Genomic DNA, 23,272 nt, shown 5'->3' with positions numbered 1-23,272 from the left:
CCAGGGGATAGGTCCGCGCCGGGCTGCGACCGTGCGACGCATGACAGAACCGAAGCCGATGCCTGGAAGGCTTCGTGTCCCAGCTATCCCCTGGGGATAGCTGCTCAGGAATCGCCCAGGGTTGAACGCAGTTTCGCCAGGTAGGCCCGCGCTGCCTCGCGGCCAGGGCCGTTCGGCGCGGGCGGTGGCGGTGCAGACGGTGCCGGTGCGGCTGGCCGTGGCGGCGGCGCAGGCGGCGTCGATGGCGAACCGCCTTCGCCGGCCCAGGCCTTGAACTCGCCGCGCATCGCCTTCTGGATGATGCCGAACAGATAGCCGGCCGGGTTGCGTACCGCGCTTTTGCGGCAGCGCGCATCCCATTCGTCCAACACCGCCTGCCGCAGCGACTCGTCCACCTGCTGCAAGGCCACCATCGCGCCGCTTTGCTGCTCGTCCTTCAAGCGCAGCAGGCGCTCGGGCAGGCGCAGGTGCTGCAACGACTTCGCGCGCGGTACTGTACGTACTTGATTTATACGATCCATACGTACAGTACGGTCCTCCTTCGGATTCCGAAGTGAGCCGTCTGGCGCGGATTTCAGCCCTGCTTCGGATTCCGAAGACGGGCCTTCGAGATTCCGAAGCAGGCCGTCCTGGCCTTCTTCGGATTCGTGATCCACAGGCGCTTGTGGATAACTCGCGTCCGCCCATTCGTTGCGCGCCATGCGATGTGCCAGCACCTGCAGCCGCGTGGGCAGCGTGCGGCCGTTGAGCATCGGGTCTTCGGCGATCTCGCGCAGGGTGTTCATGCCGACGATCTGCACCGCCTTCGCCGCATGGGTCAGCGCCTGGCTGACCAGGCCGAGGTAGTCGGGGTCGAGCTGCATCGCCTCGAAGGGTGTCAGCGGTTCGTCGTGCAGCACGTAGAGGTTGCTCAGGATGCGCCCGGTCTTCGGGTCGCGGCGCCGTCGCACCAGGCTCAGCCAGCGCGTCAGCCGCAGCAGCGTCAAGGCGCGCGCCACGGTCTCGTGCGAGGCCTGCGCCGCGCAGGGCATCGAGGCGAGGTAGGGGCGAAGCTGGTCGTAGGTCGGGAACGCCGTCACGCCGTCGCTCTGGAGCTGCAGGCGGAGCACCTGCCAGGCGTTGCGCTCCAGCGGCGTCAGGCGCCGGTCGAGGAACAGCGCACGCGGCACGCTCTCGTGCCGGTTGCCGCTGTAGAGGAAGCCGTCGCTGACCGGCGCGGCCGGCAATGCAGCAGCAGCGCCGCGCGGGGCTGGCGGTGTCGGTGGTGCCCGTGGCACCAGTTCCCGCAGCGCGTCGTCGAACAGTGCCGACAGCGCCACGGGGCCATCGCGCCGGGGTGCGCCGCCGGTCGCCATGGCCTACACCAGCCCCTGGTCGATCCAGTTGCGTATCGCCGACCAGATCACCGACATCGGCAGGTTCAAGGTCTCGGCCAGGTCCATGGTCAGCGTCAGCATCGCCACCTCATCGTCCAGCGCGATGCCGCGCTCCATGACGCCGGCCTTCCACTGCTTCCACAGCGCCGTGTCCTGCGCCTCGTCCAGCACCGGATGCCGCCCCTTGCGCTTGGGCAGGCCGAGGATGTCGCGGCGCAGGGCCACCTCCTGGTGCGTAAGCCCGTAGAAGCGGCTGACCATCTCCGTGCTGGCGCCCAGGCGCAGCATGCGGTCGACCGTCGCGATCTCTCGCTCCACGTCGTGCACTTGGCTCAGCAGCCGCTTCAGCACATCGCGGTTCACCGACACCGAACACCACGACACCGTGGCGTTCACCAGCATGCTCACGAGTTCGGGGTGCTTGAGCGCGTCCAGCTCCTCCTCGCCGAAGCCCATCGCCTTGCAGCGCCGCAGTTGCCCATTGCGCAGGTCGTGCAGCGCCTGTGCGATGACGGCCTGGTTGAGCGGATGCGGTGCCGACATGATGGCCTCTGCTCAGGCGCCGTGGCCGGGGTTGCTGGAGGCCGCGCCGGTCTCCAGATCCAGCAGCCGGCGCGCCATGCGCAGCAGCCGGAACAGCTTTACCAGCCCGGCATCGCTCAGGCGCGGATATGCGCCGCCGCCATGCAGCAAGGCCGCTAGGTCGTCGGCCAGCCGGGCGCCATCGAAGCCGGGGGCGGGTCGGGGCGCGGCGCACAGCGCATGCAGCAAGGTCAGCACCGCACACGCGAACGGAGGCAATGCGCGCACCGCCGGGGGCGCCACGCAGACGAAGCCCATGCCGCCTTCGCTGGGTTCGACCTGCCCGGCCACGTCGGCTTCCTCGGCGATCTCGCGCGCGAACTGTGCGATGTGCACCCGCAGCCGATCCGGCACATCCAGGCCGGGCTCGATGTACCAGACATCCGAGATGGGGTAGAGCCCGCCCGCCTGCACAGGGATCGCGCGCAGCGCGTCGGCCTCGAAGTCGGGCAGCTTGTCGCCCATCTGATCGGCCACCATGCGCTGGATGGATTGCAGGCGTTCGGTGGTCGGGGCCGGGGACACGATGTGACCCTGCAGGCGTTCGTCATCCTGCTGCATGCCCTTGTCGCTGGCGGCCGGCGTGGAACCGGCCTGCGCAGCCTGGCCAGGGCCAGGCTCCGACGACTGCACCGAGGGGCCGGGCGGCAGCGAAGGCGGTGACGGTGGTCGCGGTGGCCCGGCCGGCACCGCAGGTCTTGCCGCCTGCAGCGGCGCAGGATCGCTGGTCAATGCGCGCTGCCGGCTCTCGCTGTCGTCGATTTCCAGGCTCAGCGTGTCGTAGTCCGCTTCCAGCAGCTCGGCCATCTGGCCGACCAGCTCGTCCTGCACCCGCTGCGGTGAGAAGTTGTCGGGCTGCGTGTCGAACTGCGCCAGCAGGTCCTGGAACAGCGTAGCGAAGTCCATCGACAGGTTGCGCCTCAGGGCATGCCGCTCCCAGGTGCGTTCGCAGGCCTTGCGCAGCACCGCGAGCCGTTCCACCTGATGCCGGCCGAGCCCGCCGTACAGCAGCATGGGGATCGCCGGGAGCAGGTAGTGCACGGCGTCCTGCATGCGGCTGATGTGCGACTGCGGCAGCGGGAAGCCATCGGCCGTAAGCCGCCGCGCCAGCTCGCTCTGCGACAGCGGCTGGCCGCTGTCCCGCCCCATTTCCTGCTCGTAGAACTCGCGCGCCTTCTCCACGCCCAAGGCCCGCTCGATGAAGCTGAGCCCGCCGCGCAACTCGTTCTCGGCCAGGTGCCCGGTCAGCATCACCACTTCGCCGCGCTGCGGCCACGGGCGGAACAGGCAGGGGATGCGGAAGAACCGTTCGTCTTTCGTCTCGCTCCACAGCTCGCGCAGGATCGCCAGGCGCGTGTTGCCGCCGTTGCGGATGATGTAGTGCGGTTCGCCGGGCCGGCGCGTGATCGCGGGCGGCGCATCGAGCCCGCGTTCGCGGATCGAGGCCTTGATGTCCTCGTAGGCCGGGTTGCGCGTCACGCGCGGGTCGTGGTCGTAGGGGCGCAACTGGTCCAGCGTCACCACCATCGGCGTGTCGGCGATGGGGTCGCTCAGGGCCGCGACCGAAGGGCCGTTGCGCTCGAAGCCCGAGGCCAGCAGATTGGCGGCCATGTCCTGCGGCGTCAGGTCAGCCACGGCCATTCTCCTGAGATGCTGCAACACCCTGGGCCGCCTGTCGGTCGGCGCGGCGAAGCTGCGCACGGGCGTTGCGCTCGGCGCGGTGGTCGCTCGCCGTCGAGCTGGTGTAGATCGGCGCGCAGCCTTGCTTCGTGAACAGCAGGTGCCCGCCGCGGGTGCACACCACCTTCCAACCTTCTCCCAGGGCGAACTCGATCAGCCCTCGCAGCCGCTTGTGGCCGCGGGCCAGGTCATGTGCGCTGGCCATGGCCGGCCCCTCCCGCGTCGCCTCGGCCGGTGACGAGCGCAAAGCGCTCCTGCCACGCCGGGAACAGCTCGCCGGCCAGCGCGCGCATGGTCTCCAATGCGGCAGGTGCCGTGCGGCCCGCCGGCTGGCGGTATTCCACCCGATGCACCGGCAGTCCGCGCGTCGCGGCGCGCGGATAGGCTTCAATCGCCGGCACGTCGGTGTCCAGCACGCGCACGCCAGGCTGCTCCTGGAATACCTGACGCAGCGCCTGCTGGATCAGCCGCGCATTCGACGACACCGGATGCACGCGGTTGATGAGCAGGTGCAGCGGCGGCGGCTCGATGCCGAGGTGGCGGTACGGCGCGATGTCCTCGATGAGTTGCAGCGTGCCGCGCCGCAGCTCGCGCGCCGCGAGGATTTCCGGCGTCACCGGCGAAAGCGCCAAGTTCGAGGCCAGCACCGCCATCTCCAGCAGCACGCTGCGCGCGCCCTGGGTGTCGATCAGCAGCAGGTCGTAGTGCGGCGCCAGCGTGGGCAGCAGGTGGCGCAGCCGCAATCTGCCATCGGGCGCGTGCAGCAGCAGCGTGTTCAGCTCGCCGCGGTCGTCGTTCGAGAGCACCAGGTCAAGCCGCTCGATCGCGGTGCGCGACACCAGTTGCTCGGCGCGCTGCTCGTTGTAGGCCAGCATCTCGTAGATCCCGGCCGGCGCGCGCTCGGCCAGCGTGAAGTAGCTCGACAGCGTGGGCTGCACGTCCAGGTCCAGCAGCAGCACGCGCAGCCCGGTGTCGGCTGCGAAGCCGCCCAGGTTGGCCGCCGTCGTGGTCTTGCCGACGCCGCCCTTGGTCGAAATGATGGACACCACCTGCATGGGCCTCTCCCGGTTGAATGGCATGTACCGAGGAAAAGCGTCAGGCGCGCTCATCGAGGCGATCGGCGATCCATTGCTCGACCTCCTCCGAGTCCCAGCCCACGGCGCGCACGCCCAAGCGCAGCGCCTTGGGGAACTTGCCTTCTTTCATCAGGCTGTAGATGTGCGCGCGCTTGAAGCCGGTTTTGGCCTCGACTTCGGCGCGACGCAGGATGCGGTGCTCGGCCGGCACTGCCGGCGCGGTGGTCTGCGAAGACATGAGAGACACTCCTTGACGCTCACTGGCGCTGTTCGGAAAGTGCCTCGTATTCAATACACCGCGGTCGCCGAAATCACTGCAATTGCAGAAGCAGCGACTGCAATTGCAGTGCGCCGCATCGGCATCATGCTGGCCGCGTCGTCAGCGCGACGCCTCCAGGTGGCGCCGCGCCTGCGCGAGCTTGCTCCACAGCGTCCGCTCGCTGAGACCCGGCCGCCCCTCATGGTGTGCGATCAGCGCGCTGACCACGGCATCCATGCTGCGGAACGACGAATAGGCCGCGCCTGACGGCGAATTGCCCAGCAGCAGCGTCAGCAGTCCGCCGATGATGTTGAGGTAAGTCGTCTCGCTGCGCAGGCCAGGCTCGCGCGCCTGTTCGTCGTTGGCCGCGCGCGTGGCATGTTCCTTCGCCAGTGCTTCGTGCGCGGTGCGCAGCGTTTCATGCACCAGGGCAAGTTCGGCAAGTTGCGACTTCGCTGCTTCGCGATCGGCCAGCAGAATGTTGAGCGTGTCCACGCTCACCGCCGGATGCACCGCGCGTTCGATGCCGTCAAACAAAAACCCCGGCCGATCGCCGGGGTAGAACTGCGACATCCACGCTTTCAAGTCCACGTGGCGCACGGTCAGCTCGGGGTCGTCGAGCGCCGGCCGCTGCGAGTCCAGCACGATGCCGGCCTTGCCACCGGGCAATTCGCCATGCGTCAGCGCGTCGAAGATGCGCTCGGCATACAGGCGCAGCAGCGGCCAGCGCGGGAATTCGCCGGGCTCCGGCATGGCACGCTGCTCCAGCGCTTCCAGAATACGCTGCTCGAAGCGCAGGAGACCGCACCAGCGGACGGCCGCCTCGATCGGTCGGTAGTACGTCTTTGCGCCAAAGGCGTGGCTGCTCGATTTCGGCATATCGCGCTCTTCCCATCGTCGGATCGACACATGGCAAGCGCGCGCGGCCCACATGGGCGCAGCGATTGCCCAAAGAACCCGATGAAGCGCGAGCCGGTCGGCATCGTGGTGGACGTTGGGTGCGGCGATGTCGCCGAGCGTTACGCAGGGGGCAAACCTCCTTGCGGTGCCCGCTACACCTCAACCATAATGCACCTGCGAAAAATCTTGTTACCGGCGCAACGGTCTGAAAAGCCGCGCATCCAAGTTCGATCAGGAAGGGATGCTGCGCTTTACCGGAAAACCAGGGCAAAGTTTTCGTAGGAATACGGGCGGGGTAAAGCGCCAATGCGACTTCCGGCTGAGCCGGTTTGCATCCAGCAAGGGCTCATGCGTTCTGCGTCACTGCTGTGACCTCGACAGCTTGAAGGTGCCTTGCTTGATGCCGGGTGGATAGGCCCGATTCGCCATCCATGCCCGTGACGCAAAAGGTCGGCCGCCGATGCAATGCGGGTCAAGGTCCAGACCGAAAGGGAATCGTACCGTCCAAAATCCCCGCGTCACATCGGGCGTTGATCGGTGCCTTGCGGGCGTCCGACACGCTCCACGCGGTCGATGAACTGCCGCAGCGGCTCCATGATTTCGCCTTCGGGTCGCAGTAGATAGGTCGTCAGCGAAGCGGTCTCGTCGGCCAGCGGCCGCACGACGACATCGGCCTGATGGCAACCCGCCAGATGCGCCGCGCTCGAAAAGCCCACGCCGTAGCCGGCGGCCACGAGGGCCAGCATCAGGGAATGGGTCTTGACGTACTCGGCTACCGTCGGCTGCGCATCCACCGTGCGGAGCAGCCGTTCGCGCTGCCGGCTGCAACCTTCGCAGACCTGGGGATCGCACAGCACCAGCGGATAGCTCGCCACTTCCTCCAGCGGCACTTCCTTGAAAGCCAGCAGCGGATGCCTGGCGGGCAAAGCCACCACCAGCGGGTCTCGCCACACCGGCATGGCGACGATGCCGGCGTCCATTTCACCAGCCAATGCAAAACCTGCGTCATACAAGTCGTTGCGCAGTCCAGTCACCAACTGCGCCAGTGGCGTTTCAAATATCCGAATGCCGACCTGTGGTGCCTCCTCGCGGCAAAGCGCAAGCAACGCCGACAAGCGGGCCTGCCCCATGTCACCAGATAGTGCGATGCGCAGCGTGTTCCGCTGGTTCGCTGCGGCGCGTGCCTTGGTCTGCGCTTGCTCGAAGGCCAGCAGTACGCGCCGGGCTTCTTCGAGGAAGACCTGTCCCGCCGGTGTGAGACGAACACTGCGTGGCAAGCGGTTGAGCAGCGGCACCCCTAAATCCGCCTCCATCTGGCGGATCGTGCGCGACAGTGGAGACTGTTCGATGTGCAGCCGTCGAGCAGCCCGGCCGAAGTGCAGTTCCTCGGCTACGGCGATGAAGCAGCGAAGATGGCGTAAGTTCATGCTTTCTCCCTACCGATGTGATCAGTCCATATCATCGTAGGGAGCCGAATAGTGCGGAGGATTCACCTCTGTATCGAGATGAGAGCCATCCTGGGGGGTGATGCTCGGATGCTTTTCGCCCATGTCAGCGCCTACGGCGAAGCTCTCGTTCGAGATCGCCCAGCTGCGACGCCTGAAGTTCGGCAAGAAGAGCGAGCAGCTCGATGCCGAACAACGCGCGCTGTTCGACGAGGCTCTGGACGCCGACCTTGCCGCGGCTGAGGCGCAGCTCCAGGAACTGCTGGGCAAGAAGAAGCCGCCGGCTACGCCTGGCGCGATGCCTAAGCGCACCGCCTTGCCGGCGGACCTGCCGCGCGTGGACTGCCACCACGAGCCCGAGAACACTCGCTGCGCGTGCGGCTGTGCGCTCAAGCGCATCAGCGAGAAGCTGGACAACACACCGGGCGTATTCACGGTAGAGTGCCACATCCGCGGCAAGTGGACCTGCGCACAGGTGCCGAACGCTGACCCAGGCGCCAGTCCCGGCGGAGATCATCGCCAAGGGCATCCCCACCTCCGGGCTGCTCACGTAGGTGCTGGTCGCAAAGGACTCCGACCATCTGCGGCTTACATGGTCGTCCCTAGGCAAGCAGGAATCAGCTGCGTGAGTGAATCGGGAGGTTTGCGCAGCTGATGGGTGGTCAGCAGCGTCTGCGCCGGCGTCTTCACCGGCACGAAGCGCATGTGCGGGCGGGTTGCCCATCGGCCGAATCGTTCTTGCGTCCCTTGCCGGCCATGCGGTAGGGCGTGACGAAGTGGCCTGCGATCAGCCGCGCATCCAGCCCATAGCCGCGCAGCTTGCGTGCCCAGTGATGCGCACCGCCGCAGGCCTCCAGGGCCACCAGGCAGCCGGGAGGCAACTGCGCGCACCGGGCCGCAAACTTGTCAGCGGCCAGCGCCTTGGCAACCACCACGCGCGCATCCACCGCATGCACCTAGATAACCCGCTTAGCCAGATCCACCCCGACTCGCGCAATCTCGTTCATGGACTTCCCCTTCACATGGCTACAGATTGACGACTTGGGGAGCACCATCGCGGCGGCAGCCAACATTTGTTTCCTCGCTGCTTACGATTGAGTCACATCAATCGGCCAGCAGATCGCTGGATGTTGACTCTTGAATTTCGGCATGTTAGGCGCAATATCTTGCAACGTCTTGCAAGAATTTCCTCAGGCGAGGCCGCGTGACGACGGAACTTGTGGGGTGGTATGACAGCGCGCCAGCAGGCGATCTTCACACTCGACGAGTTGGCTGCCTACTTGAAAGTCGGCAAGCGGATGCGTTACCGGCTCGCCTCGCACGGGGAGATTCCGGCCTTCAAGGTCGGCGGGACGTGGCGGTTTCGTCAAAGTGAAATCGATCGATGGATCAATGATCAGACCCAAGCAGGCAGAAAGAAGGAGGTGATACGTACAGATGACCAGCCGAAGTCAGCGAAACATCCCGTGTTGCCTGGGCGCGCTATCCATAGCCGCAGGCAAGCGGAGTGAGCGAGATTCTTCAATTTTTCCTCTGGAGGTGTGACATGGACATTGATTTCAAGAAATTGGCTCCCTGGAACTGGTTCAAGAAGGAGCAGGAAGAACAACAGAGCACTGCCTCGCTGCCGGTGCAGCGCAATGACCTGCCGGTGGCGGGTGGGCCCGTCAGTCCCATCTTGCAATTGCACCGCGAGATCGACCGCCTGTTCGACGACACGTTTCGAGGCTTCGGTTTCCCGACGCTGGCCATGCCACGCTGGCCGTCGGACTGGCCGGGCCTGCTGAAGCCGGCGCTGGACATCCAGGAGACCGACAAGCAGTACAAGATCGCCCTGGAAGTACCCGGCGTCGAGGAAAAAGACATCCAGATCACGCTCGACAACGACGTGCTCCTGGTGCGCGGTGAAAAGCGTCAGGAGCAGGAAATGAATGACGGCGGTTTCCACCGGGTGGAGCGCTCCTACGGCAGCTTTCAGCGCGCTCTGAACCTGCCGGCCGATGCCAACCAGAACACGATCAAGGCCGCTTTCAAGAACGGCGTGCTCACGATCACGATGGAAAAGCGCGAGGCCAGTGCGCCCAAGCAGGGCCGCTCGATCCCGATCAACGGCTGACGCTGGTCGGCTCGCTTTTCTCAAAACCACAAAAGGATGAGGCGCCGTGATCGGTGGCGCCTCGTCAAATCAATCTTTACAGGAGCATCAGCATGGCCAGAAAACAATGCCAGGTCTGCGGCCAGCCCGCCACGGTGCGGGTGGAAGCCAATCTCAATGGTCGTCACAGCACCATGCTGTTGTGTGACGATCACTATAGCCAACTGGTGCGCCAGCAAAAGCGCACCGTCTCGCCGCTGGAAGCCTTGTTTGGCTCGCGCAGCGGCTTGTTCGAAGACTTCCTCGGCAGCGACTTCTTCCGCATCGGTGACGATTCGCCGTCCATGGCGGCCGATACCGACGAGGTGGTCGATGCCTCGTTCGGCGAACCCGCCCCGGCTGCTACGGGTACAACGCGCCGGCGCGGCAGTGGGCTCGCCAGCCGCATCAGCGAACAGTCCGAGGCTTTGTTGCAGGAGGCCGCCAAACATGCCGCCGAATTTGGCCGCCCCGAAGTCGATACCGAACACCTGCTGTTGGCGCTCGCCGACAGCGACGTGGTGAAGACCATCCTGGGGCAGTTCAAGATCAAGGTCGATGACCTCAAGCGACAGATCGAATCCGAAGCCAAGCGCGGCGACAAGCCGTTCGAGGGCGAGATCGGCGTGTCGCCCCGGGTCAAGGACGCGCTCAGCCGTGCTTTCGTGGCCTCCAACGAACTCGGCCACTCTTATGTCGGGCCGGAGCATTTCCTGATCGGGCTCGCCGAGGAAGGCGAAGGTTTGGCGGCCAACCTGCTGCGCCGTTACGGCCTCACGCCGCAAGCGCTGCGCCAGCAGGTAAGCAAGGTGGTCGGCAAAGGGGCCGAGGATGGCCGCGCCGAGACGCCGACCAACACGCCCGAGCTGGATAAATACTCGCGCGACCTCACCAAGATGGCGCGCGAGGGCAAACTCGATCCAGTCATCGGCCGTGCGCAGGAGATCGAGACCACCATCGAGGTGCTGGCCCGGCGCAAGAAAAACAACCCGGTGTTGATCGGTGAGCCCGGCGTCGGCAAGACCGCCATTGTCGAAGGACTGGCGCAGCGGATGGTCGCCGGCGAAGTGCCCGAGACGCTGCGCGACAAGCGTCTGGTCGAACTCAACATCAACGCCATGGTGGCAGGCGCCAAGTACCGCGGCGAGTTCGAGGAGCGCGTGCAGAAGGTGCTCAAGGAAGTGACCGAGCACCAGGGCGACCTGATTCTCTTCATCGACGAGGTGCACACCATCGTCGGTGCAGGCCAGGGTGGCGGCGAAGGCGGGCTGGACGTGGCCAACGTGTTCAAGCCGATGATGGCGCGCGGCGAACTGAACCTGATCGGCGCCACCACGCTCAACGAGTATCAGAAGTACATCGAGAAGGACGCCGCGCTGGAGCGTCGCTTCCAGCCGGTGATGGTGCCCGAGCCGACGGTAGCGCAGACCATGATGATCCTGCGCGGCCTGCGCGACACCTTCGAGGCGCACCACAAGGTCAGCATCACCGAGGATGCGATCATCGCCGCCGCCGAGTTGTCGGACCGCTACATCACCGCGCGCTTTTTGCCTGACAAGGCCATCGACCTGCTCGACCAGGCGGCCGCACGCGTGAAGCTGTCGGCCACGGCCCGCCCGGTGGCGGTGCAAGAGCTGGAGTCCGAACTGCACCAGCTGCGGCGTGAGCAGGACTACATGGCCTCGCGCAAGCAGTACGACAAGGCCGCCGAGCTGGGTAAGCGCATCGAGGCCAAAGAGGCCGAACTCAAGAAGCTTGTCGAGGAATGGGAACGCGAGCGCGCCTCGGGCAGCGCCGAAGTCAAGGCCGAGCATGTCGCGCAGATCGTCTCGCGCCTGACCGGCATTCCGGTCAACGAGCTGACGGTGGAAGAACGCGAGAAGCTGCTGCATCTGGAGCAGCGGCTGCACGAGCGCCTGGTGGGCCAGGACGAAGCGGTGCGCGCGGTGGCCGATGCCGTGCGTCTGGCGCGCGCGGGCCTGCGCGAAGGCGGCAAGCCAGTGGCCACCTTCCTGTTCCTCGGGCCGACGGGTGTGGGCAAGACCGAACTCGCCAAGGCGCTGGCCGAGTCGATCTATGGCGATGAAGGTGCGCTGCTGCGCATCGACATGTCCGAGTACGGTGAACGCCATACCGTGGCACGCCTGGTGGGCGCGCCTCCGGGCTATGTGGGCTATGACGAGGGGGGGCAGCTCACCGAGAAAGTGCGGCGCAAACCCTACAGCGTGTTGTTGCTCGATGAGATCGAAAAAGCGCACCCCGACGTCTACAACATCCTGTTGCAGGTATTCGACGACGGGCGGCTCACCGACGGCAAGGGCCGGGTGGTGGATTTCACCAATACCATCATCATCGCCACCTCGAACTTGGGCTCGGACATCATCCAGCGTCGGCTGAAGGCCCGTGGCGCCGCCGGCGAGGAATACGAGAAGACCAAGTTCGAGGTGATGGACGTGCTGCGCGGACACTTCCGCCCCGAGTTCCTCAACCGCATAGACGAAATCATCGTCTTCCATGCGCTGGGCAAGGAGGAGATCCGCCATATCGTCGGCCTGCAGCTCGATCGTGTGGCCCGCAACGCCGCCAGCCAGGGCGTGACGCTGACCTTCGATCAGACCTTGATCGATCACTTCGCGGAGGAAGGCTACAAGCCCGAGTTCGGCGCGCGTGAGCTCAAGCGGCTGATCCGCAGCGAGCTGGAGACGGCACTGGCGCGCGAGATGCTGGGTGGCGGTATCGGCAAGGCCGATCACGCCAGCGCCCGCTGGGACGACAAGGCCGAACGGGTGGTCTTCGAGCGCCAGGAGCCACCCGCGAAGCCGGCCGAGCCTGAGAAGCCCGATGCCGCGAACGCGGCCGAGACGCCGCCTAGCGACGCGAGCAAGCCTGCGCGCAAGAAGAAGTCAGCGGGCGGCGAATCTTGAGTCATGGGGAGGCTGTCGTGCCCGACCCCAACGGGCTGACATGGGCAGCCACCCTCGTGTCGCTGGCGGTCGCTATCCCCACAGCGGGGCACGCGGTCATCTACAAGCGTGACCCTCGATCGGCCACGCTGTGGGTACTGCTGATCGCCTTGTTGCCGCTGGGCGGTTCGCTGCTGTATGGGCTGTTCGGCATCAACCGTTACCAGCGGCGGGCGCGGCGGCTCTTCCCGGGGGCAGATCCTGCTGTTCGGCAGGACCTCTCGCCCACGATGCCCGAGGCTGTATCGCCGCCGCTTGCCGGTCTGGCCCACCTGGTGGGACGCGCCACCGGCCAGTCGCTGACCGGCGGCAACCGCATCGAGCCGCTTGTCGATGGCGAGCAGGCCTACCCGGCCATGCTCGCCGCCATCGAATCGGCGCGGTACAGCGTCGCCTTGGCCTCGTACATCTTCGACAGCCAAGGCATCGGGGCGCAGTTCGTCGATGCGCTGCGCCGGGCTCATGAGCGCGGCGTGCAAGTGCGGGTGCTGATCGACGACGTGTATGCCCGCTGGACGCCCCGCAGCGCCTACCGCGCCTTGCAGCGCGCCGGCGTTCCGGCGGCGACGTTCAACCCGACGTTGATTCCCGCGCGCCTGCATGCCGCGCATCTGCGCAATCACCGCAAGCTGCTGGTGATCGATGGCGAGACGGGTTTCACCGGCGGCATGAACATCTTCAGCCCGTATTGGCGGCCCGATGCGCCGGGCCGGGCCTGTCACGATTTGCACTTTCGTCTGCGCGGGCCGGTGGTTGCGCATCTGATGCGGTGCTTCACCGACGATTGGTGCGATACCACGGGCGAGCGGCTCAACGAGGGTCTCTGGGGCGAACCGCCCGCAACGGCTGATGAGCAAGGAACCTCTTGGGCGCGCGGCATCGAGGCCGGTCCCGATGAGGCCCTGGACCGGCTGCGCTGGACCTTCATGGGCGCTTTGAGCGCGGCGAAGCATTCGGTGCGCATCTGGACACCTTACTTCGTGCCCGATCAGCCGATGATCGCGGCGCTAAGCACGGCCGCGTTGCGCGGCGTGCGTATCGACGTGCTGACGCCCGCAAACGGCGACCATCCCACGGTGCAATGGGCCGCACGCGCCCACTACTGGCAGGTGCTGGAGCACGGTGTGCGCATCTTCGAACGGCCGGGCCCGTTCGACCACAGCAAGCTGATGCTGGTAGACGGAGCGTGGTGCTGCCTGGGTTCGGCCAATTGGGATGCGCGCAGTTTGCGCCTCAACTTCGAGTTCAATGTGGAGGTGTACGACACCGTGTTGTCTACGCGGCTGGAATCCCTTTTTGATGCCGCTCGTGATGCGTCGGGCGAGATATCGGCGAAGGCGTTGCGCGCCCACCCGCTGGCCATCCGCTTGCGCGACGGGGTGGCCCGTCTGTTCACCCCCATTCTCTAGCGACACGACTTGCGAGGAACATTGCCCATGGAAAAGAAAGATCAATGGAACATTGGCTACTGGATCGTCGCCGGCCTGTTGCTGCTGACGCTGCAGAACTACTGGCAGGCGGCGAAGACGGTTGAACCCGTTCCCTATAGTGAGTTCGAGAAAGCGCTGGCCGAGGGGCGCGTCGCCGAAGTATTGGTGTCGGACCGCACGGTTACCGGGCGTCTGAAATCACCGGACAGTCGTGGCAAGACCACCATCGTGGCCACCCGCGTCGAACCCGACCTGGCCGAGCAGCTGTCGAAATACGATGTGTCCTACGCGCGAGTGGTGGAAAGCACCTGGCTGCGTGATGTGCTCTCCTGGATTCTGCCGGCCGTGGCCTTCTTCGGCGTCTGGTTCTTCCTGTTCCGCCGCTTCGCCGAGAAGCAGGGCATGGGTGGTTTCCTGAGCATCGGCAAGAGTCGCGCCAAGGTATTCATGGAGAAGAACACTGGCGTGACCTTTGCCGATGTCGCTGGCGTCGATGAAGCCAAGGCGGAGTTGGTTGAGATCGTCGATTTCCTCAAGAATCCGCAGGAGTATGGACGGCTCGGGGCGCGCATTCCCAAGGGCGTGTTGCTGGTCGGCCCACCGGGCACCGGCAAGACATTGCTGGCCAAGGCTGTTGCCGGCGAGGCGGCGGTGCCCTTCTTCTCCATCTCCGGATCAGAGTTTGTCGAGATGTTCGTCGGCGTGGGTGCAGCGCGCGTGCGCGACCTGTTCGAGCAGGCCCGCGGGCAGGCGCCGGCCATCATCTTCATCGACGAGCTCGATGCGCTGGGCCGCGCGCGCGGCGCCGGCGGGCCCATCGGCGGCCACGACGAGCGCGAACAGACCCTCAACCAGCTGCTCACCGAAATGGATGGCTTCGACAGCTCGGTCGGGCTGATCATCCTTGCAGCCACCAACCGGCCGGAGATCCTCGACCAGGCGCTGCTGCGCGCCGGTCGCTTGGACCGTCAGGTGCTGGTGGACCGGCCCGACAAGAAAGGACGGCTGGACATCCTGAAAGTCCACGTCAAGAAGGTGACGCTGGCTCAGGATATCGATCTCGAACAGGTGGCTGCGCTGACCACGGGCTTTTCGGGGGCAGACCTAGCGAACCTGGTCAACGAGGCCGCGCTGGCCGCGACCCGGCGCAAAGCGTCCGCCGTGGAGTTGCAGGATTTCACCTCCGCCATCGAGCGCATCGTGGCGGGCCTGGAGAAGAAGAACCGAGTGCTCAATCCCAAGGAGCGGGAAACCGTGGCCTATCACGAGATGGGCCATGCGCTGGTGGCGCTGGCGCTGCCCGGCACCGACCCCGTGCACAAGATCTCGATCATCCCGCGCGGCATCGGCGCGCTGGGCTACACCTTGCAGCGCCCCACCGAAGACCGCTTCCTGATGACGCGTACCGATCTCGAGCACAAGATCGCCGTACTGCTGGGCGGTCGTGCGGCCGAGAAGCTCGTGTTCGGCGAGCTGTCCACCGGGGCTGCCGATGACCTCGCACGGGCCACCGACATTGCCCGCGACATGATCACCCGCTTTGGCATGGACGAAGGACTGGGCTACATCGCCTTCGAGGCGCAGCGGCCACGCTTTCTCGATACACCGGAACTGGCCCAAGGCGGCTGCCGGGTGGCCGAATCGACCCAGGCGCGCATCGATCAGGCCATCCGCGACATCGTGATGGGCGTGTTCGAGCGCGCCTACCGGATCCTCGACACCAACCGCGCGGTGCTGGAGCGTTGTGCGCGCGAACTGCTGGCGCGGGAAACGCTCGACGAAAGCGATATCCGTCAATTGACTCAAGGACTTGTTCGGAACTGAAAACAGTAGTAGGTGCCATTCAGAGTAAGCCGGCGGCTCTGTTCGGTGCGTCATCCAATTCGCCGGCATTGTTCAAGGAGAACCGATATGTCTGCATTGACTCCGTGGGACCCCTTCCGGGAACTGGATGAATTGCAAAACCGCCTGGCGACGATGTTCGGACGAATACCCTAGCGACGGGGCGCCCATACCGGCAACGAAGCCATGACCACGGCGGACTGGGCACCAATGGCGGACATCAGCGAGGATGAGAACGCTTTCCTCCTCAAGCTGGATCTGCCGGAGGTCCCCAAGGATGCCGCGCGCGTCAGCGCGGAAAACGGCGTGCTCACCATCAGCGGCGAGCGCAAACTGGAAAAAGAGAAGCAGTGCAAGAAGTTCCACCGCATCGAACGTGCGTATGGCCGCTTTGTGCGCAGCTTTGTCTTGCCTGACAACGTTGATCCGACCAAGGTGACGGCTGATGAAAGACGGCGCGCTGGGAGTGCGGCTTGTCAAGCCCGAGCAAGCCAAACCGAAACAGATTGAAATCTCAGTCAACTAACTTTAATTAGGAGCCCAAGATCATGAATATCAAACAGCCCCAATCAACCTTCTCCGCACTTGCCCTGGCGGTCGTCGTCGGACTGAGCGGACCGGCTCAGGCCCAATCGGCGGCAGGTTCTAGCCCAGGTGCTGCAGCACCCTCTGCCGCATCCAAGGCGGCGCAGCCACAGGTAGATGACAAGGCCGCCCGGGAAGCCGAAAAAAAGCGTGCTGAGCTCACTCAGGACGCCATCACGGCGCTCACCAAGACCCAGGAGGCTTTGACACTCCTTGATGCAAAGAAGACCAAGGAGGCGCTCGCTGCGCTGGAACTGGCCAGCGGAAAGCTGGAACTGGTATTGGCACGCGACGCCAAACTTGCTTTGGCGCCGGTCGATGTACGCGTCATCACCCACGATATCCACGCCAACGTGGAATCGGTGAAGAAGGCGGTCAAGTTGTCTCGGGAGTTCTTGGGTGATGGCGAGCTGCAAAAGGCCCGGCCCATCGTCGCCAATCTGGCCAGCGAAATCGTGATCGAAACCGACAACCTGCCGATGGCAACGTACCCGGCAGCGATCAAGTCGGCCGCACGGCTCATCGACAGCGGCAAGATCGACGACGCCAAGGCGGAACTCGCCCGAGCACTGAACACGCTGGTGGTGACCTCGGTCGCCTTTCCTCTGCCCGTGCTACGGGCTGAAGCCGCGATGGCAAAAGCTGAAAAGCTGGCCGAGACCGACAAGCGCGATGCCAAGCAGAACGAGGAGCTCAGCGCCTTGCTGTCGTCCGTGCGCACGGAGATCGAGATGGCGCAGATCCTGGGTTATGGCAAGAAGGCGGATTTCAAACCCATCTTCGATCATGTGAAGTCCATTGAGCAAAAGTCGGCTGGTGGCAAAAGCGGCAAGGGATGGTTCGACGAGTTGAAGACGCGCCTCCAAAAGCTGTTTTGAGGTGATGAAGGGGCCGACTGTTCGGTCGGTCAGTCTCGCGATGTTCGCAGTCAGCCCCAATAGATTCGCCTATTTTCACTAACTCACACGAGGCATATCACCATGAATGAGCAAACATCGAATCCCAATGCGACGAACAAAGAAATAAACGAACAGGCCGCGGTAAGCAGCCTTCCTGTCAGTCCAGAGGCCAAGGCTGAAGTCGTCACGGAGGTACAGCCTGAGGTTCAGAAGGAAACGGACTCGCAGGCGGCAGACAAACGTAAACAAGTCCTCGATGAGGCCGTCTCGGCCTTGGCGCTGACCAAATCAGCGCTGGCCGCACTTGACGGAAAGGACGCTGCACGCGCATTGGCAACGCTGGCCGAAGTGACGGGAAAGCTGGAGCTGATCGTTGCGCGCGAACCCACGCTCGCCCTGGCCCCCGTTGATGTGCGCACCATCGTGCACGACTTGTTCGCCAACACGGAAACCATTGAGGCGATGACCGACGAGGCGCTGGATGCCCTCAAACATGGCGAGGTGCAACAGGCACGTCACGTGCTGGCTTTGCTGGCCAGTGAAATCGTGATCGCGGTCACCAACATCCCTCTGGCGTCCTATCCCGCAGCCGTGAAGGCAGTCGTGCCGCTGATCGATCAGGGCAAGATCGAAGAAGCCAAAGCCGCGCTGCAGTCAGCGCTCAGCACGCTGGTCGAGGAGCGCAGCGTGCTTCCGCTGCCCGTCCTGCGTGCGAAGCTGCTCCTGAAGCGCGCCGAGACCTTGGTAGAAGATGGTCAGCGGAGCGAAGCGTCCAATGAGCGCCTGGAGACATTATTGAACGAAGCGCGGCAGCAGTTGGAAATGGCAGAACTGCTGGGCTATGGAAAGAAGAAGGACTTTGAGCCCCTGTATGCTGAACTCAAGAAAGTCAAGCAAAAGACGGCTGGGGGAGGCGGCGGAAAAGGCTGGCTCGATGAAATCAAGGCAAAACTGTCCAAGTTGTTCTGAAACCCCTGGAGAGGGGGCGCATAGCGCCCCCTCTCTTGTCCCATGAGTGTTTGATTTTTTATTTTGTATAGATCTTTAGGAGATATTGCATGAACACAGACACCACCGCTAATTCCAATGCGGATGACCCCACCAAAGCACTGTGTTCGCTGAGCCAAAATTGGTGGCTTTTTGTGCTGCGCGGTGTCTTGGCATTGATTTTTGCAGCCCTTGCGTTCTGGATGCCACAATCGGCTCTGTTGGCCATGACCATCATGTTCGGCGCATTTTCCTTGGTCAATGGCGCTTTCAACTTGGTTGCAGCGGTGCGCCATATCCAGAAAAAAGAGCGCTGGGGCTGGCTGCTGTTCAGCGGCATTGTCGGCATACTTACGGGCGTCGTCGTCCTGGTTGCTCCTTGGGTCGCCACGATAGTCTTGGCTTCTTTTTTATGGGCTAGCGTGGGCTTCTGGGCGATTTTCACCGGTGTGCTGGAGATATCCGCCGCCGTTCGGCTGCGTCAAGAAATCAAGGGTGAAATTTGGCTTGCCTTCAGTGGACTGCTCTCGATTGTCCTTGGCGCTATCGTCTTGTGGATATTTTTTTCCCGTCCGGTCGAGTCATTCCTGGCCGCAGGCTGGCTGTTGGGCTTCTATGCGGCAGTCTATGGTGTCACGCTTTTGTTCTTGAGTTGGCGTCTTCGCAAAACGCGCCAGGGATAAGAGCGGGTCAAACTAAATTCTATGGATATGAGCATCCTCGATTCATACCTCCATAGAAATGACATCGAAGGAGTCATGCATGCAGATTCAATATAGCTATCGAGCTATCGACAAAGAGTTTCATGAACCTTGGCAGAGAGCTTTGGGAAATGTGATCGAGCACGCCCTCAAGCCATTGCTCGACAAACACACTAAAGATTCAGTGCGACTTCAAATCGTCCTTGATCGCGACAAGATCAAGCGGCAATTTCTGGCCAGTGGCTATATGCACCTGCCCGGCAAAAAGATTGTCAGCGTTACTGCATCACATGACGAGCTGACGCCCCTCGCGCAGATGCTCGCACAGTCGTTGTTCCGTCAGGCCAAGAAGCATTTTGACCGACTGCATGCTCAGGATCAAATCAAGCGCAAAGCACGACGCGAGCGCTTGCGCGAGCTCAAGGTGCGGATTGCCGCAAAACCCGCATCAGCCGCCCATGAGGCCGAGGCGACCCGAATGCCTCTACTGTCGAAACTTGAGGCTGTCGCAAGGCGTGAGCTGGCTTATCTGCGGGCCGTCGGCGATGTACCGCGCGATTATCCGACGCTGCGCGACGTGGTGGATGAAGCGATTGTCCAAGCTGAGGTGGAATGGCAATCCGTGCCGGAAGAAAAAGGGCTCTATGCCCTTTCCAGTGGAAATTGACTCAAGGGCGCCTCGAAAAACCTCCGTCCCGCCCGCCCTTGCTAAAATTACGACGTCCTGAACCCAGCAACCTGCACCGATGAAACCGCGTAGCGCTATCAAGACTGACCTGTTCGCTGACGAACACCACCGCAAGAAGCTCGACTCGCTGGGCGACCCGCTGGTCGAGATCGAGTCGCACATCGACTTTGCGGCGTTGGCGGCCGAGGTGGATGAGGTTGCGCCGCGCCCGGTGAGCGCGCAGGGCGGGCGCCCGCCGTACCCGACCGAGACCATGGTACGGATCCTGGTGCTCAAGCGCCTGTACAACCTGTCCGACGAGCAGATGGAGTACCAGTTGCTCGACCGGATGAGCTACAAGCGCTTCTGCGGACTGGCGAACGCGACCAATGTCCCGGACCGCACTACCGTATGGACCTTCGAGAACCGGATCGGTGAAGCCGGTGCCAAGGCGCTCTTTGACGGCGTCTCGGCGCAGCTGCTCAGGAAGGGTTTCATCGCGCGCGGCGGTCAAATCATCGACGCCACCTTGGTCCCCGCCCCCAAGCAGCACAACAGCCGAGGCGAGAAGGAACTGATCGAGCAAGGTGCGATGCCCGCCGATTGGAAGCCTGCGAAGCGGCGGCAGAGGGACATCGACGCCACCTGGACCAAGAAGCACGGCAAGAGCCACTTCGGCTACAAGCTCTCGATCAACGTCGACAAGAAATACAAGATCATTCGCCGAATCGAGACCGACACGGCGAGTACGCACGACAGCCAGCACTTCGACAACGTCTTCGATGCGGGCAACACGAGTCGGGACGTCTATGCCGACCGGGGCTACCCGTCCGAGGCGCGTGAAGCCTGGCTCAAAGAGAAGGGCTTCCGGAATCAGATCCAGAGGAAGGGCAAGCGTAACAAGCCGCTGTCCGAGTGCCAGCAGCGGCGTAACCAGCGCATCGCCAAAACGCGCGCCCGAGTCGAGCATGTGTTTGCCGCCATCGAGCAGATGGGTGGCAAGTTGCTGCGCACCATCGGCCAGGCGCGGGCGAGCTTCGCGATGACGATGATGGCCGCCTGCTACAACCTGAAGCGGCTGACGTATTTCCAGAAGGCCGGAATCCAGGCCTTCTGACACCCGAAGTGGGCCAAATCGCCGATGCCTGGGGCGATTCGAGGCAAAAACGGGGCAACCCCGCCGAGAAAGACGGTGGGTTGCCAGAGAAATTGGACCGAACTCGGTCGCGGTCATCATTGCGCGGCGGGATTCACTGAAAACCTCGGGTTATTCGAGGTGCCCTCAACAACAAACCGTGTGATCGGTGGTACAACGCCCCGATCTTGACCGCACCCGCACCCGCACCCGCACCCGCACCCGCACCCGCACCCGCACAGACCATGAGCTCTCCGATCGAAGCCCTCTTCACCACCGCGCTCGGCCTGCAGCCGCCCTGGTACGTCGCCAAGGTGGACCTCGACACCGCGAAGCGGCGGATCGACTTCGAAGTCGAGCACGCCGGCAAGCGCGTGCCCTGTCCGGCCTGTGGGGCGGCGCATCAGCCGGTCCACGATCGAGTGCGGCGCAGCTGGCGTCACCTGGACTTCTTTCAGTTCGAGGCGTGGCTCCATGCCGACATCCCGCGCGTGCAGTGCTCGGGCTGCGGCAAGACCACGCAGCTGCCGGTGCCGTGGGCTCGCGAGGGCAGCGGTTTCACGCTGCTGTTCGAGGCGCTGGGCCTGTCCCTGTGCAGCGAGTTGCCCGTGCGCCAGGCCGCCGCCCAGATGCGCGTCGCGCCCAAGCGGCTGTGGGGGCGGATCCGCCATTACGTTCACGGTGCACGCGCTCGGGATGACATGTCGGGCGTGCGCTACGTCGGCATCGACGAGACCAGCGTCAAGCGCGGGCACGCGTACATCACCGTGGTGCATGACCTGGAGGCCAAGCGCCTGCTGTTCGCCACGCCCGGGCGAGACCACGCGACCCTGCAGGCCTTTGCCCAGGACCTGCGCGCGCACGGTGGCGAGCCGGAGCGGATCGAGCACGCCTGCATCGACATGAGCGCGGCCTACGCCAAGGGGATTGCCCAGGCGCTGCCCACGGCGCAGGTCAGCTACGACCGTTTCCACGTCGTGGCCCTGGCCAATACGGCGATGGACGAGGTTCGCCGCGAGGAGATGCGCAGCGCCGCAGCCGCGGTCCGCGCGGCGGCCGGTACGGGAAACAAGAAGACGCTGCGCCAGCTGTTGTGGGCGATGCGCAAGAACCCGCCGCAATGGACGCCGGCACAGTGCGACGCGATGAACTGGCTGCAGCGCTCGGGCCTCAAGAGTGCGCGGGCGTGGCGGATGAAGCAGGGCCTGCGGCTCGTCTACCGCGAGGCGGCGGCGAGCAACTGCGAAGAGGTCGCCCGCGGGGCCTTGATGAAGTGGATCAGTTGGGCCCGACGCTCTCGCCTGGAACCCTTCAAGCGGCTCGGCGCCACGGTCAAGGCGCATCTGGGCGGCGTGCTCCGCGGCATGCTCGACGGGCGCAGCAACGCCTACGTCGAGGCGATGAACGGGCAGCTTCAGCAGACGAAGACCGCCGCCCGAGGCTTCCGCAACCTCGACAATTTCATCGCCGTCGCCTACCTGCGCATGTCCAAGCTCGAGCATCTACCGAAGAACCCCATGGTGCCGGCGATCCCCCGCGAATACGGGCGCTACCGTCATGTTTGTTGTTGAGTCAATTTCCACTGGAAAGGGCATAGAGCCAGAAAAAGCGGCTTACTTCGGTCTTCTGAAGCATCTGTTCGCCGTCCTGGATCACGAAGTGGCAAACAGCCGGCAATTTGGCGAATTCGTTTCTCTGGACGCGCCGGTCGAAGCGGATGCCCAGGACGTCGCCGAGGCCATGGTGGAAGAGGAAGTCTTCGAATTTTATCAGCCCGATGACACACTCAGGCTGGCCGATATCATCGCTGACAGTCAGCATCCCGATGCCGCAACGATCGCGGAACAGGAGGAGCTAGTTGATTGGTCGAGCGAGTTCGCTTTTGTATTCGACCTGCTGAAGGACATGCCGCGTTTGTGGCGGCGCATTTTTCTGCTTATCCGTGTGGACGGGCTGGATGCCAGCAGCGTCTCTGAAATCCTGCTGATTCCTAGTCAGGAAGATACTGTCCAAAGGTGGCTCATGCAGGCCGAAGCGTTCATCGCTGCTCATTTGGAAGAGGCCGGAGTAAGCAAAGACGGGAACGATTGGCTCCAAGGCGTTGATTGGTCGGCATTGTCTGTGACCCGAAGCGCGGCAGCCTCACTGTGGTCCAAGGAGGCGAACCATGAAGAATGATCTTTACCTCGTCTGTCCGCATTGCCAGTCCATCAACCGCGTACCGACTGCGAAGCTATCGGAACATCCCAACTGCGGCCGCTGCCAGCAGCCCTTGTTCACGGGCGAACCCATCGAGTTGACCACGGCGACGTTCTCGCGCCACGTGGAGCGCAGCGATTTGCCGCTGCTGGTCGATTTCTGGGCGCCCTGGTGCGGGCCGTGCAAGATGATGGCACCGCAGTTTCAACAAGCCGCGCGCCAACTCGAACCCAGGATCAGGCTGGCAAAGGTGAATACCGAGGCTGAGCCCCACCTGGCCGCGCAGTTCGGTATCCGCAGCATTCCGACACTCGCCCTGTTCCAGGGGGGACGTGAGATCGCCCGTCAGGCCGGCGCCATGGGCGCGCAGGACATCGTGCGCTGGGTATCGGCACAGCTTGGGCGCTGACCG

21 protein-coding genes and 3 pseudogenes are annotated in these 23,272 nt (G+C 63.9%); 15 read left to right on the top strand and 9 right to left on the bottom strand.

Features of this window, described 5'->3' with window-relative positions; all coding sequences use genetic code 11:
- Positions 1 to 104 precede the first annotated feature (104 nt).
- The 8 genes from C665_RS00230 to C665_RS00195 form a co-directional block, all read right to left on the bottom strand.
- Complete coding sequence (locus C665_RS00230; protein WP_040828142.1) at positions 105 to 1,355, bottom strand: STY4528 family pathogenicity island replication protein; 1,251 nt, start codon at positions 1,353 to 1,355, stop codon at positions 105 to 107.
- A gap of 3 nt (positions 1,356 to 1,358) precedes the next feature.
- On the bottom strand, positions 1,359 to 1,919 hold the full coding sequence (locus tag C665_RS00225) for a DUF2857 domain-containing protein (RefSeq protein ID WP_003454899.1): 561 nt from the start codon (positions 1,917 to 1,919) through the stop codon (positions 1,359 to 1,361).
- Between the two features lie 12 nt (positions 1,920 to 1,931).
- Positions 1,932 to 3,593 carry a ParB family protein gene (locus C665_RS00220; protein ID WP_040828177.1) on the bottom strand — a complete coding sequence of 554 codons (1,662 nt, stop codon included), beginning with the start codon at positions 3,591 to 3,593 and terminating at the stop codon, positions 1,932 to 1,934.
- A complete protein-coding gene (locus tag C665_RS00215) occupies positions 3,586 to 3,843 on the bottom strand; it encodes a hypothetical protein (RefSeq protein ID WP_004265513.1) in 258 nt (85 codons plus the stop codon). Before C665_RS00215 ends, C665_RS00220 begins: the two co-directional genes overlap by 8 nt.
- On the bottom strand, positions 3,827 to 4,693 hold the full coding sequence (locus tag C665_RS00210; RefSeq protein WP_004265510.1) for a ParA family protein: 867 nt from the start codon (positions 4,691 to 4,693) through the stop codon (positions 3,827 to 3,829). The genes C665_RS00215 and C665_RS00210 overlap by 17 nt, the downstream gene beginning before the upstream one ends.
- 40 nt (positions 4,694 to 4,733) lie before the next feature.
- A complete protein-coding gene (locus C665_RS00205) occupies positions 4,734 to 4,952 on the bottom strand; it encodes an AlpA family transcriptional regulator (protein ID WP_004265507.1) in 219 nt (72 codons plus the stop codon).
- A 141-nt stretch (positions 4,953 to 5,093) separates the two neighbouring features.
- Entirely contained in the window at positions 5,094 to 5,852 is a 759-nt protein-coding gene (locus tag C665_RS00200; protein WP_003454930.1) for a hypothetical protein, read from the bottom strand.
- Positions 5,853 to 6,391: 539 nt separating this feature from the next.
- Positions 6,392 to 7,300, bottom strand: a complete 909-nt coding sequence (locus tag C665_RS00195) for a LysR family transcriptional regulator (RefSeq protein WP_012761385.1) — start codon at positions 7,298 to 7,300, stop codon at positions 6,392 to 6,394.
- Between the two features lie 139 nt (positions 7,301 to 7,439).
- Here C665_RS00195 and C665_RS21030 point away from each other — a divergent pair.
- Positions 7,440 to 7,869 (top strand): annotated as a pseudogene (locus tag C665_RS21030) (transposase domain-containing protein); the annotation flags it as partial.
- Between the two features lie 121 nt (positions 7,870 to 7,990).
- Here the strand turns inward: C665_RS21030 and C665_RS00185 are convergent.
- Positions 7,991 to 8,193 (bottom strand): annotated as a pseudogene (locus tag C665_RS00185) (IS110 family transposase); the annotation flags it as partial.
- A gap of 354 nt (positions 8,194 to 8,547) precedes the next feature.
- Here C665_RS00185 and C665_RS00180 point away from each other — a divergent pair.
- From C665_RS00180 to trx-GI, 14 genes and pseudogenes are all read left to right on the top strand, one after another.
- Complete coding sequence (locus C665_RS00180) at positions 8,548 to 8,829, top strand: helix-turn-helix domain-containing protein (RefSeq protein WP_004265488.1); 282 nt, start codon at positions 8,548 to 8,550, stop codon at positions 8,827 to 8,829.
- A 35-nt stretch (positions 8,830 to 8,864) separates the two neighbouring features.
- Complete coding sequence (locus C665_RS00175; RefSeq protein WP_004265485.1) at positions 8,865 to 9,434, top strand: Hsp20/alpha crystallin family protein; 570 nt, start codon at positions 8,865 to 8,867, stop codon at positions 9,432 to 9,434.
- Positions 9,435 to 9,526: 92 nt separating this feature from the next.
- Positions 9,527 to 12,376 carry a heat shock survival AAA family ATPase ClpK gene (clpK, locus tag C665_RS00170; RefSeq protein WP_004265482.1) on the top strand — a complete coding sequence of 950 codons (2,850 nt, stop codon included), beginning with the start codon at positions 9,527 to 9,529 and terminating at the stop codon, positions 12,374 to 12,376.
- Positions 12,377 to 12,393: 17 nt separating this feature from the next.
- Complete coding sequence (locus C665_RS00165) at positions 12,394 to 13,824, top strand: phospholipase D-like domain-containing protein (protein ID WP_004265479.1); 1,431 nt, start codon at positions 12,394 to 12,396, stop codon at positions 13,822 to 13,824.
- Between the two features lie 27 nt (positions 13,825 to 13,851).
- Positions 13,852 to 15,669, top strand: a complete 1,818-nt coding sequence (ftsH, locus tag C665_RS00160) for an ATP-dependent zinc metalloprotease FtsH (RefSeq protein WP_004265477.1) — start codon at positions 13,852 to 13,854, stop codon at positions 15,667 to 15,669.
- Positions 15,670 to 15,756: 87 nt separating this feature from the next.
- Positions 15,757 to 16,213 (top strand): annotated as a pseudogene (hsp20-GI, locus tag C665_RS00155) (small heat shock protein sHSP20-GI).
- Between the two features lie 22 nt (positions 16,214 to 16,235).
- Positions 16,236 to 17,150, top strand: a complete 915-nt coding sequence (gene yfdX1 / locus C665_RS00150) for a heat resistance protein YfdX1 (protein WP_004265470.1) — start codon at positions 16,236 to 16,238, stop codon at positions 17,148 to 17,150.
- A gap of 102 nt (positions 17,151 to 17,252) precedes the next feature.
- Positions 17,253 to 18,140 carry a heat resistance protein YfdX2 gene (yfdX2, locus tag C665_RS00145; protein ID WP_004265469.1) on the top strand — a complete coding sequence of 296 codons (888 nt, stop codon included), beginning with the start codon at positions 17,253 to 17,255 and terminating at the stop codon, positions 18,138 to 18,140.
- An 89-nt stretch (positions 18,141 to 18,229) separates the two neighbouring features.
- Positions 18,230 to 18,841, top strand: a complete 612-nt coding sequence (gene hdeD-GI, locus C665_RS00140; RefSeq protein ID WP_004265466.1) for a heat resistance membrane protein HdeD-GI — start codon at positions 18,230 to 18,232, stop codon at positions 18,839 to 18,841.
- 79 nt (positions 18,842 to 18,920) lie between these two features.
- Positions 18,921 to 19,526: a hypothetical protein gene (locus C665_RS19895; RefSeq protein WP_442478141.1), complete on the top strand. Its 606-nt coding sequence runs from the start codon at positions 18,921 to 18,923 to the stop codon at positions 19,524 to 19,526.
- Positions 19,527 to 19,605: 79 nt separating this feature from the next.
- A complete protein-coding gene (locus C665_RS00135; RefSeq protein WP_004265463.1) occupies positions 19,606 to 20,643 on the top strand; it encodes an IS5 family transposase in 1,038 nt (345 codons plus the stop codon).
- Between the two features lie 263 nt (positions 20,644 to 20,906).
- Positions 20,907 to 22,232 carry an ISL3 family transposase gene (locus tag C665_RS00130; RefSeq protein WP_004265459.1) on the top strand — a complete coding sequence of 442 codons (1,326 nt, stop codon included), beginning with the start codon at positions 20,907 to 20,909 and terminating at the stop codon, positions 22,230 to 22,232.
- Positions 22,219 to 22,839, top strand: a complete 621-nt coding sequence (locus tag C665_RS00125) for an RNA polymerase sigma factor (protein WP_083854658.1) — start codon at positions 22,219 to 22,221, stop codon at positions 22,837 to 22,839. The genes C665_RS00130 and C665_RS00125 overlap by 14 nt, the downstream gene beginning before the upstream one ends.
- Positions 22,829 to 23,269, top strand: a complete 441-nt coding sequence (gene trx-GI / locus C665_RS00120; RefSeq protein WP_004265454.1) for a heat resistance system thioredoxin Trx-GI — start codon at positions 22,829 to 22,831, stop codon at positions 23,267 to 23,269. Before C665_RS00125 ends, trx-GI begins: the two co-directional genes overlap by 11 nt.
- The last annotated feature ends 3 nt before the right edge of the window (positions 23,270 to 23,272 follow it).

This window comes from Thauera aminoaromatica S2, from assembly GCF_000310185.1.
GTDB lineage: Bacteria > Pseudomonadota > Gammaproteobacteria > Burkholderiales > Rhodocyclaceae > Thauera > Thauera aminoaromatica.
The sequence above is the reverse complement of the archived record's forward strand: the minus strand, read 5'-3'. Positions and strand labels throughout refer to the sequence as shown.

Excerpts from the sequence above, each read along its gene's own strand:
- C665_RS00230 (WP_040828142.1), bottom strand. The coding sequence starts at position 1,355 with ATGGCGACCGGCGGCGCACCCCGGCGCGATGGCCCCGTGGCGCTGTCG.
- C665_RS00225 (WP_003454899.1), bottom strand. The coding sequence starts at position 1,919 with ATGTCGGCACCGCATCCGCTCAACCAGGCCGTCATCGCACAGGCGCTG.
- C665_RS00215 (WP_004265513.1), bottom strand. The coding sequence starts at position 3,843 with ATGGCCAGCGCACATGACCTGGCCCGCGGCCACAAGCGGCTGCGAGGG.
- C665_RS00210 (WP_004265510.1), bottom strand. The coding sequence starts at position 4,693 with ATGCAGGTGGTGTCCATCATTTCGACCAAGGGCGGCGTCGGCAAGACC.
- C665_RS00205 (WP_004265507.1), bottom strand. The coding sequence starts at position 4,952 with ATGTCTTCGCAGACCACCGCGCCGGCAGTGCCGGCCGAGCACCGCATC.
- C665_RS00200 (WP_003454930.1), bottom strand. The coding sequence starts at position 5,852 with ATGCCGAAATCGAGCAGCCACGCCTTTGGCGCAAAGACGTACTACCGA.
- C665_RS00195 (WP_012761385.1), bottom strand. The coding sequence starts at position 7,300 with ATGAACTTACGCCATCTTCGCTGCTTCATCGCCGTAGCCGAGGAACTG.
- C665_RS00180 (WP_004265488.1), top strand. The coding sequence starts at position 8,548 with ATGACAGCGCGCCAGCAGGCGATCTTCACACTCGACGAGTTGGCTGCC.
- C665_RS00175 (WP_004265485.1), top strand. The coding sequence starts at position 8,865 with ATGGACATTGATTTCAAGAAATTGGCTCCCTGGAACTGGTTCAAGAAG.
- clpK (WP_004265482.1), top strand. The coding sequence starts at position 9,527 with ATGGCCAGAAAACAATGCCAGGTCTGCGGCCAGCCCGCCACGGTGCGG.
- ftsH (WP_004265477.1), top strand. The coding sequence starts at position 13,852 with ATGGAAAAGAAAGATCAATGGAACATTGGCTACTGGATCGTCGCCGGC.
- yfdX1 (WP_004265470.1), top strand. The coding sequence starts at position 16,236 with ATGAATATCAAACAGCCCCAATCAACCTTCTCCGCACTTGCCCTGGCG.
- yfdX2 (WP_004265469.1), top strand. The coding sequence starts at position 17,253 with ATGAATGAGCAAACATCGAATCCCAATGCGACGAACAAAGAAATAAAC.
- hdeD-GI (WP_004265466.1), top strand. The coding sequence starts at position 18,230 with ATGAACACAGACACCACCGCTAATTCCAATGCGGATGACCCCACCAAA.
- C665_RS19895 (WP_442478141.1), top strand. The coding sequence starts at position 18,921 with ATGCAGATTCAATATAGCTATCGAGCTATCGACAAAGAGTTTCATGAA.
- C665_RS00135 (WP_004265463.1), top strand. The coding sequence starts at position 19,606 with ATGAAACCGCGTAGCGCTATCAAGACTGACCTGTTCGCTGACGAACAC.
- C665_RS00130 (WP_004265459.1), top strand. The coding sequence starts at position 20,907 with ATGAGCTCTCCGATCGAAGCCCTCTTCACCACCGCGCTCGGCCTGCAG.
- C665_RS00125 (WP_083854658.1), top strand. The coding sequence starts at position 22,219 with ATGTTTGTTGTTGAGTCAATTTCCACTGGAAAGGGCATAGAGCCAGAA.
- trx-GI (WP_004265454.1), top strand. The coding sequence starts at position 22,829 with ATGAAGAATGATCTTTACCTCGTCTGTCCGCATTGCCAGTCCATCAAC.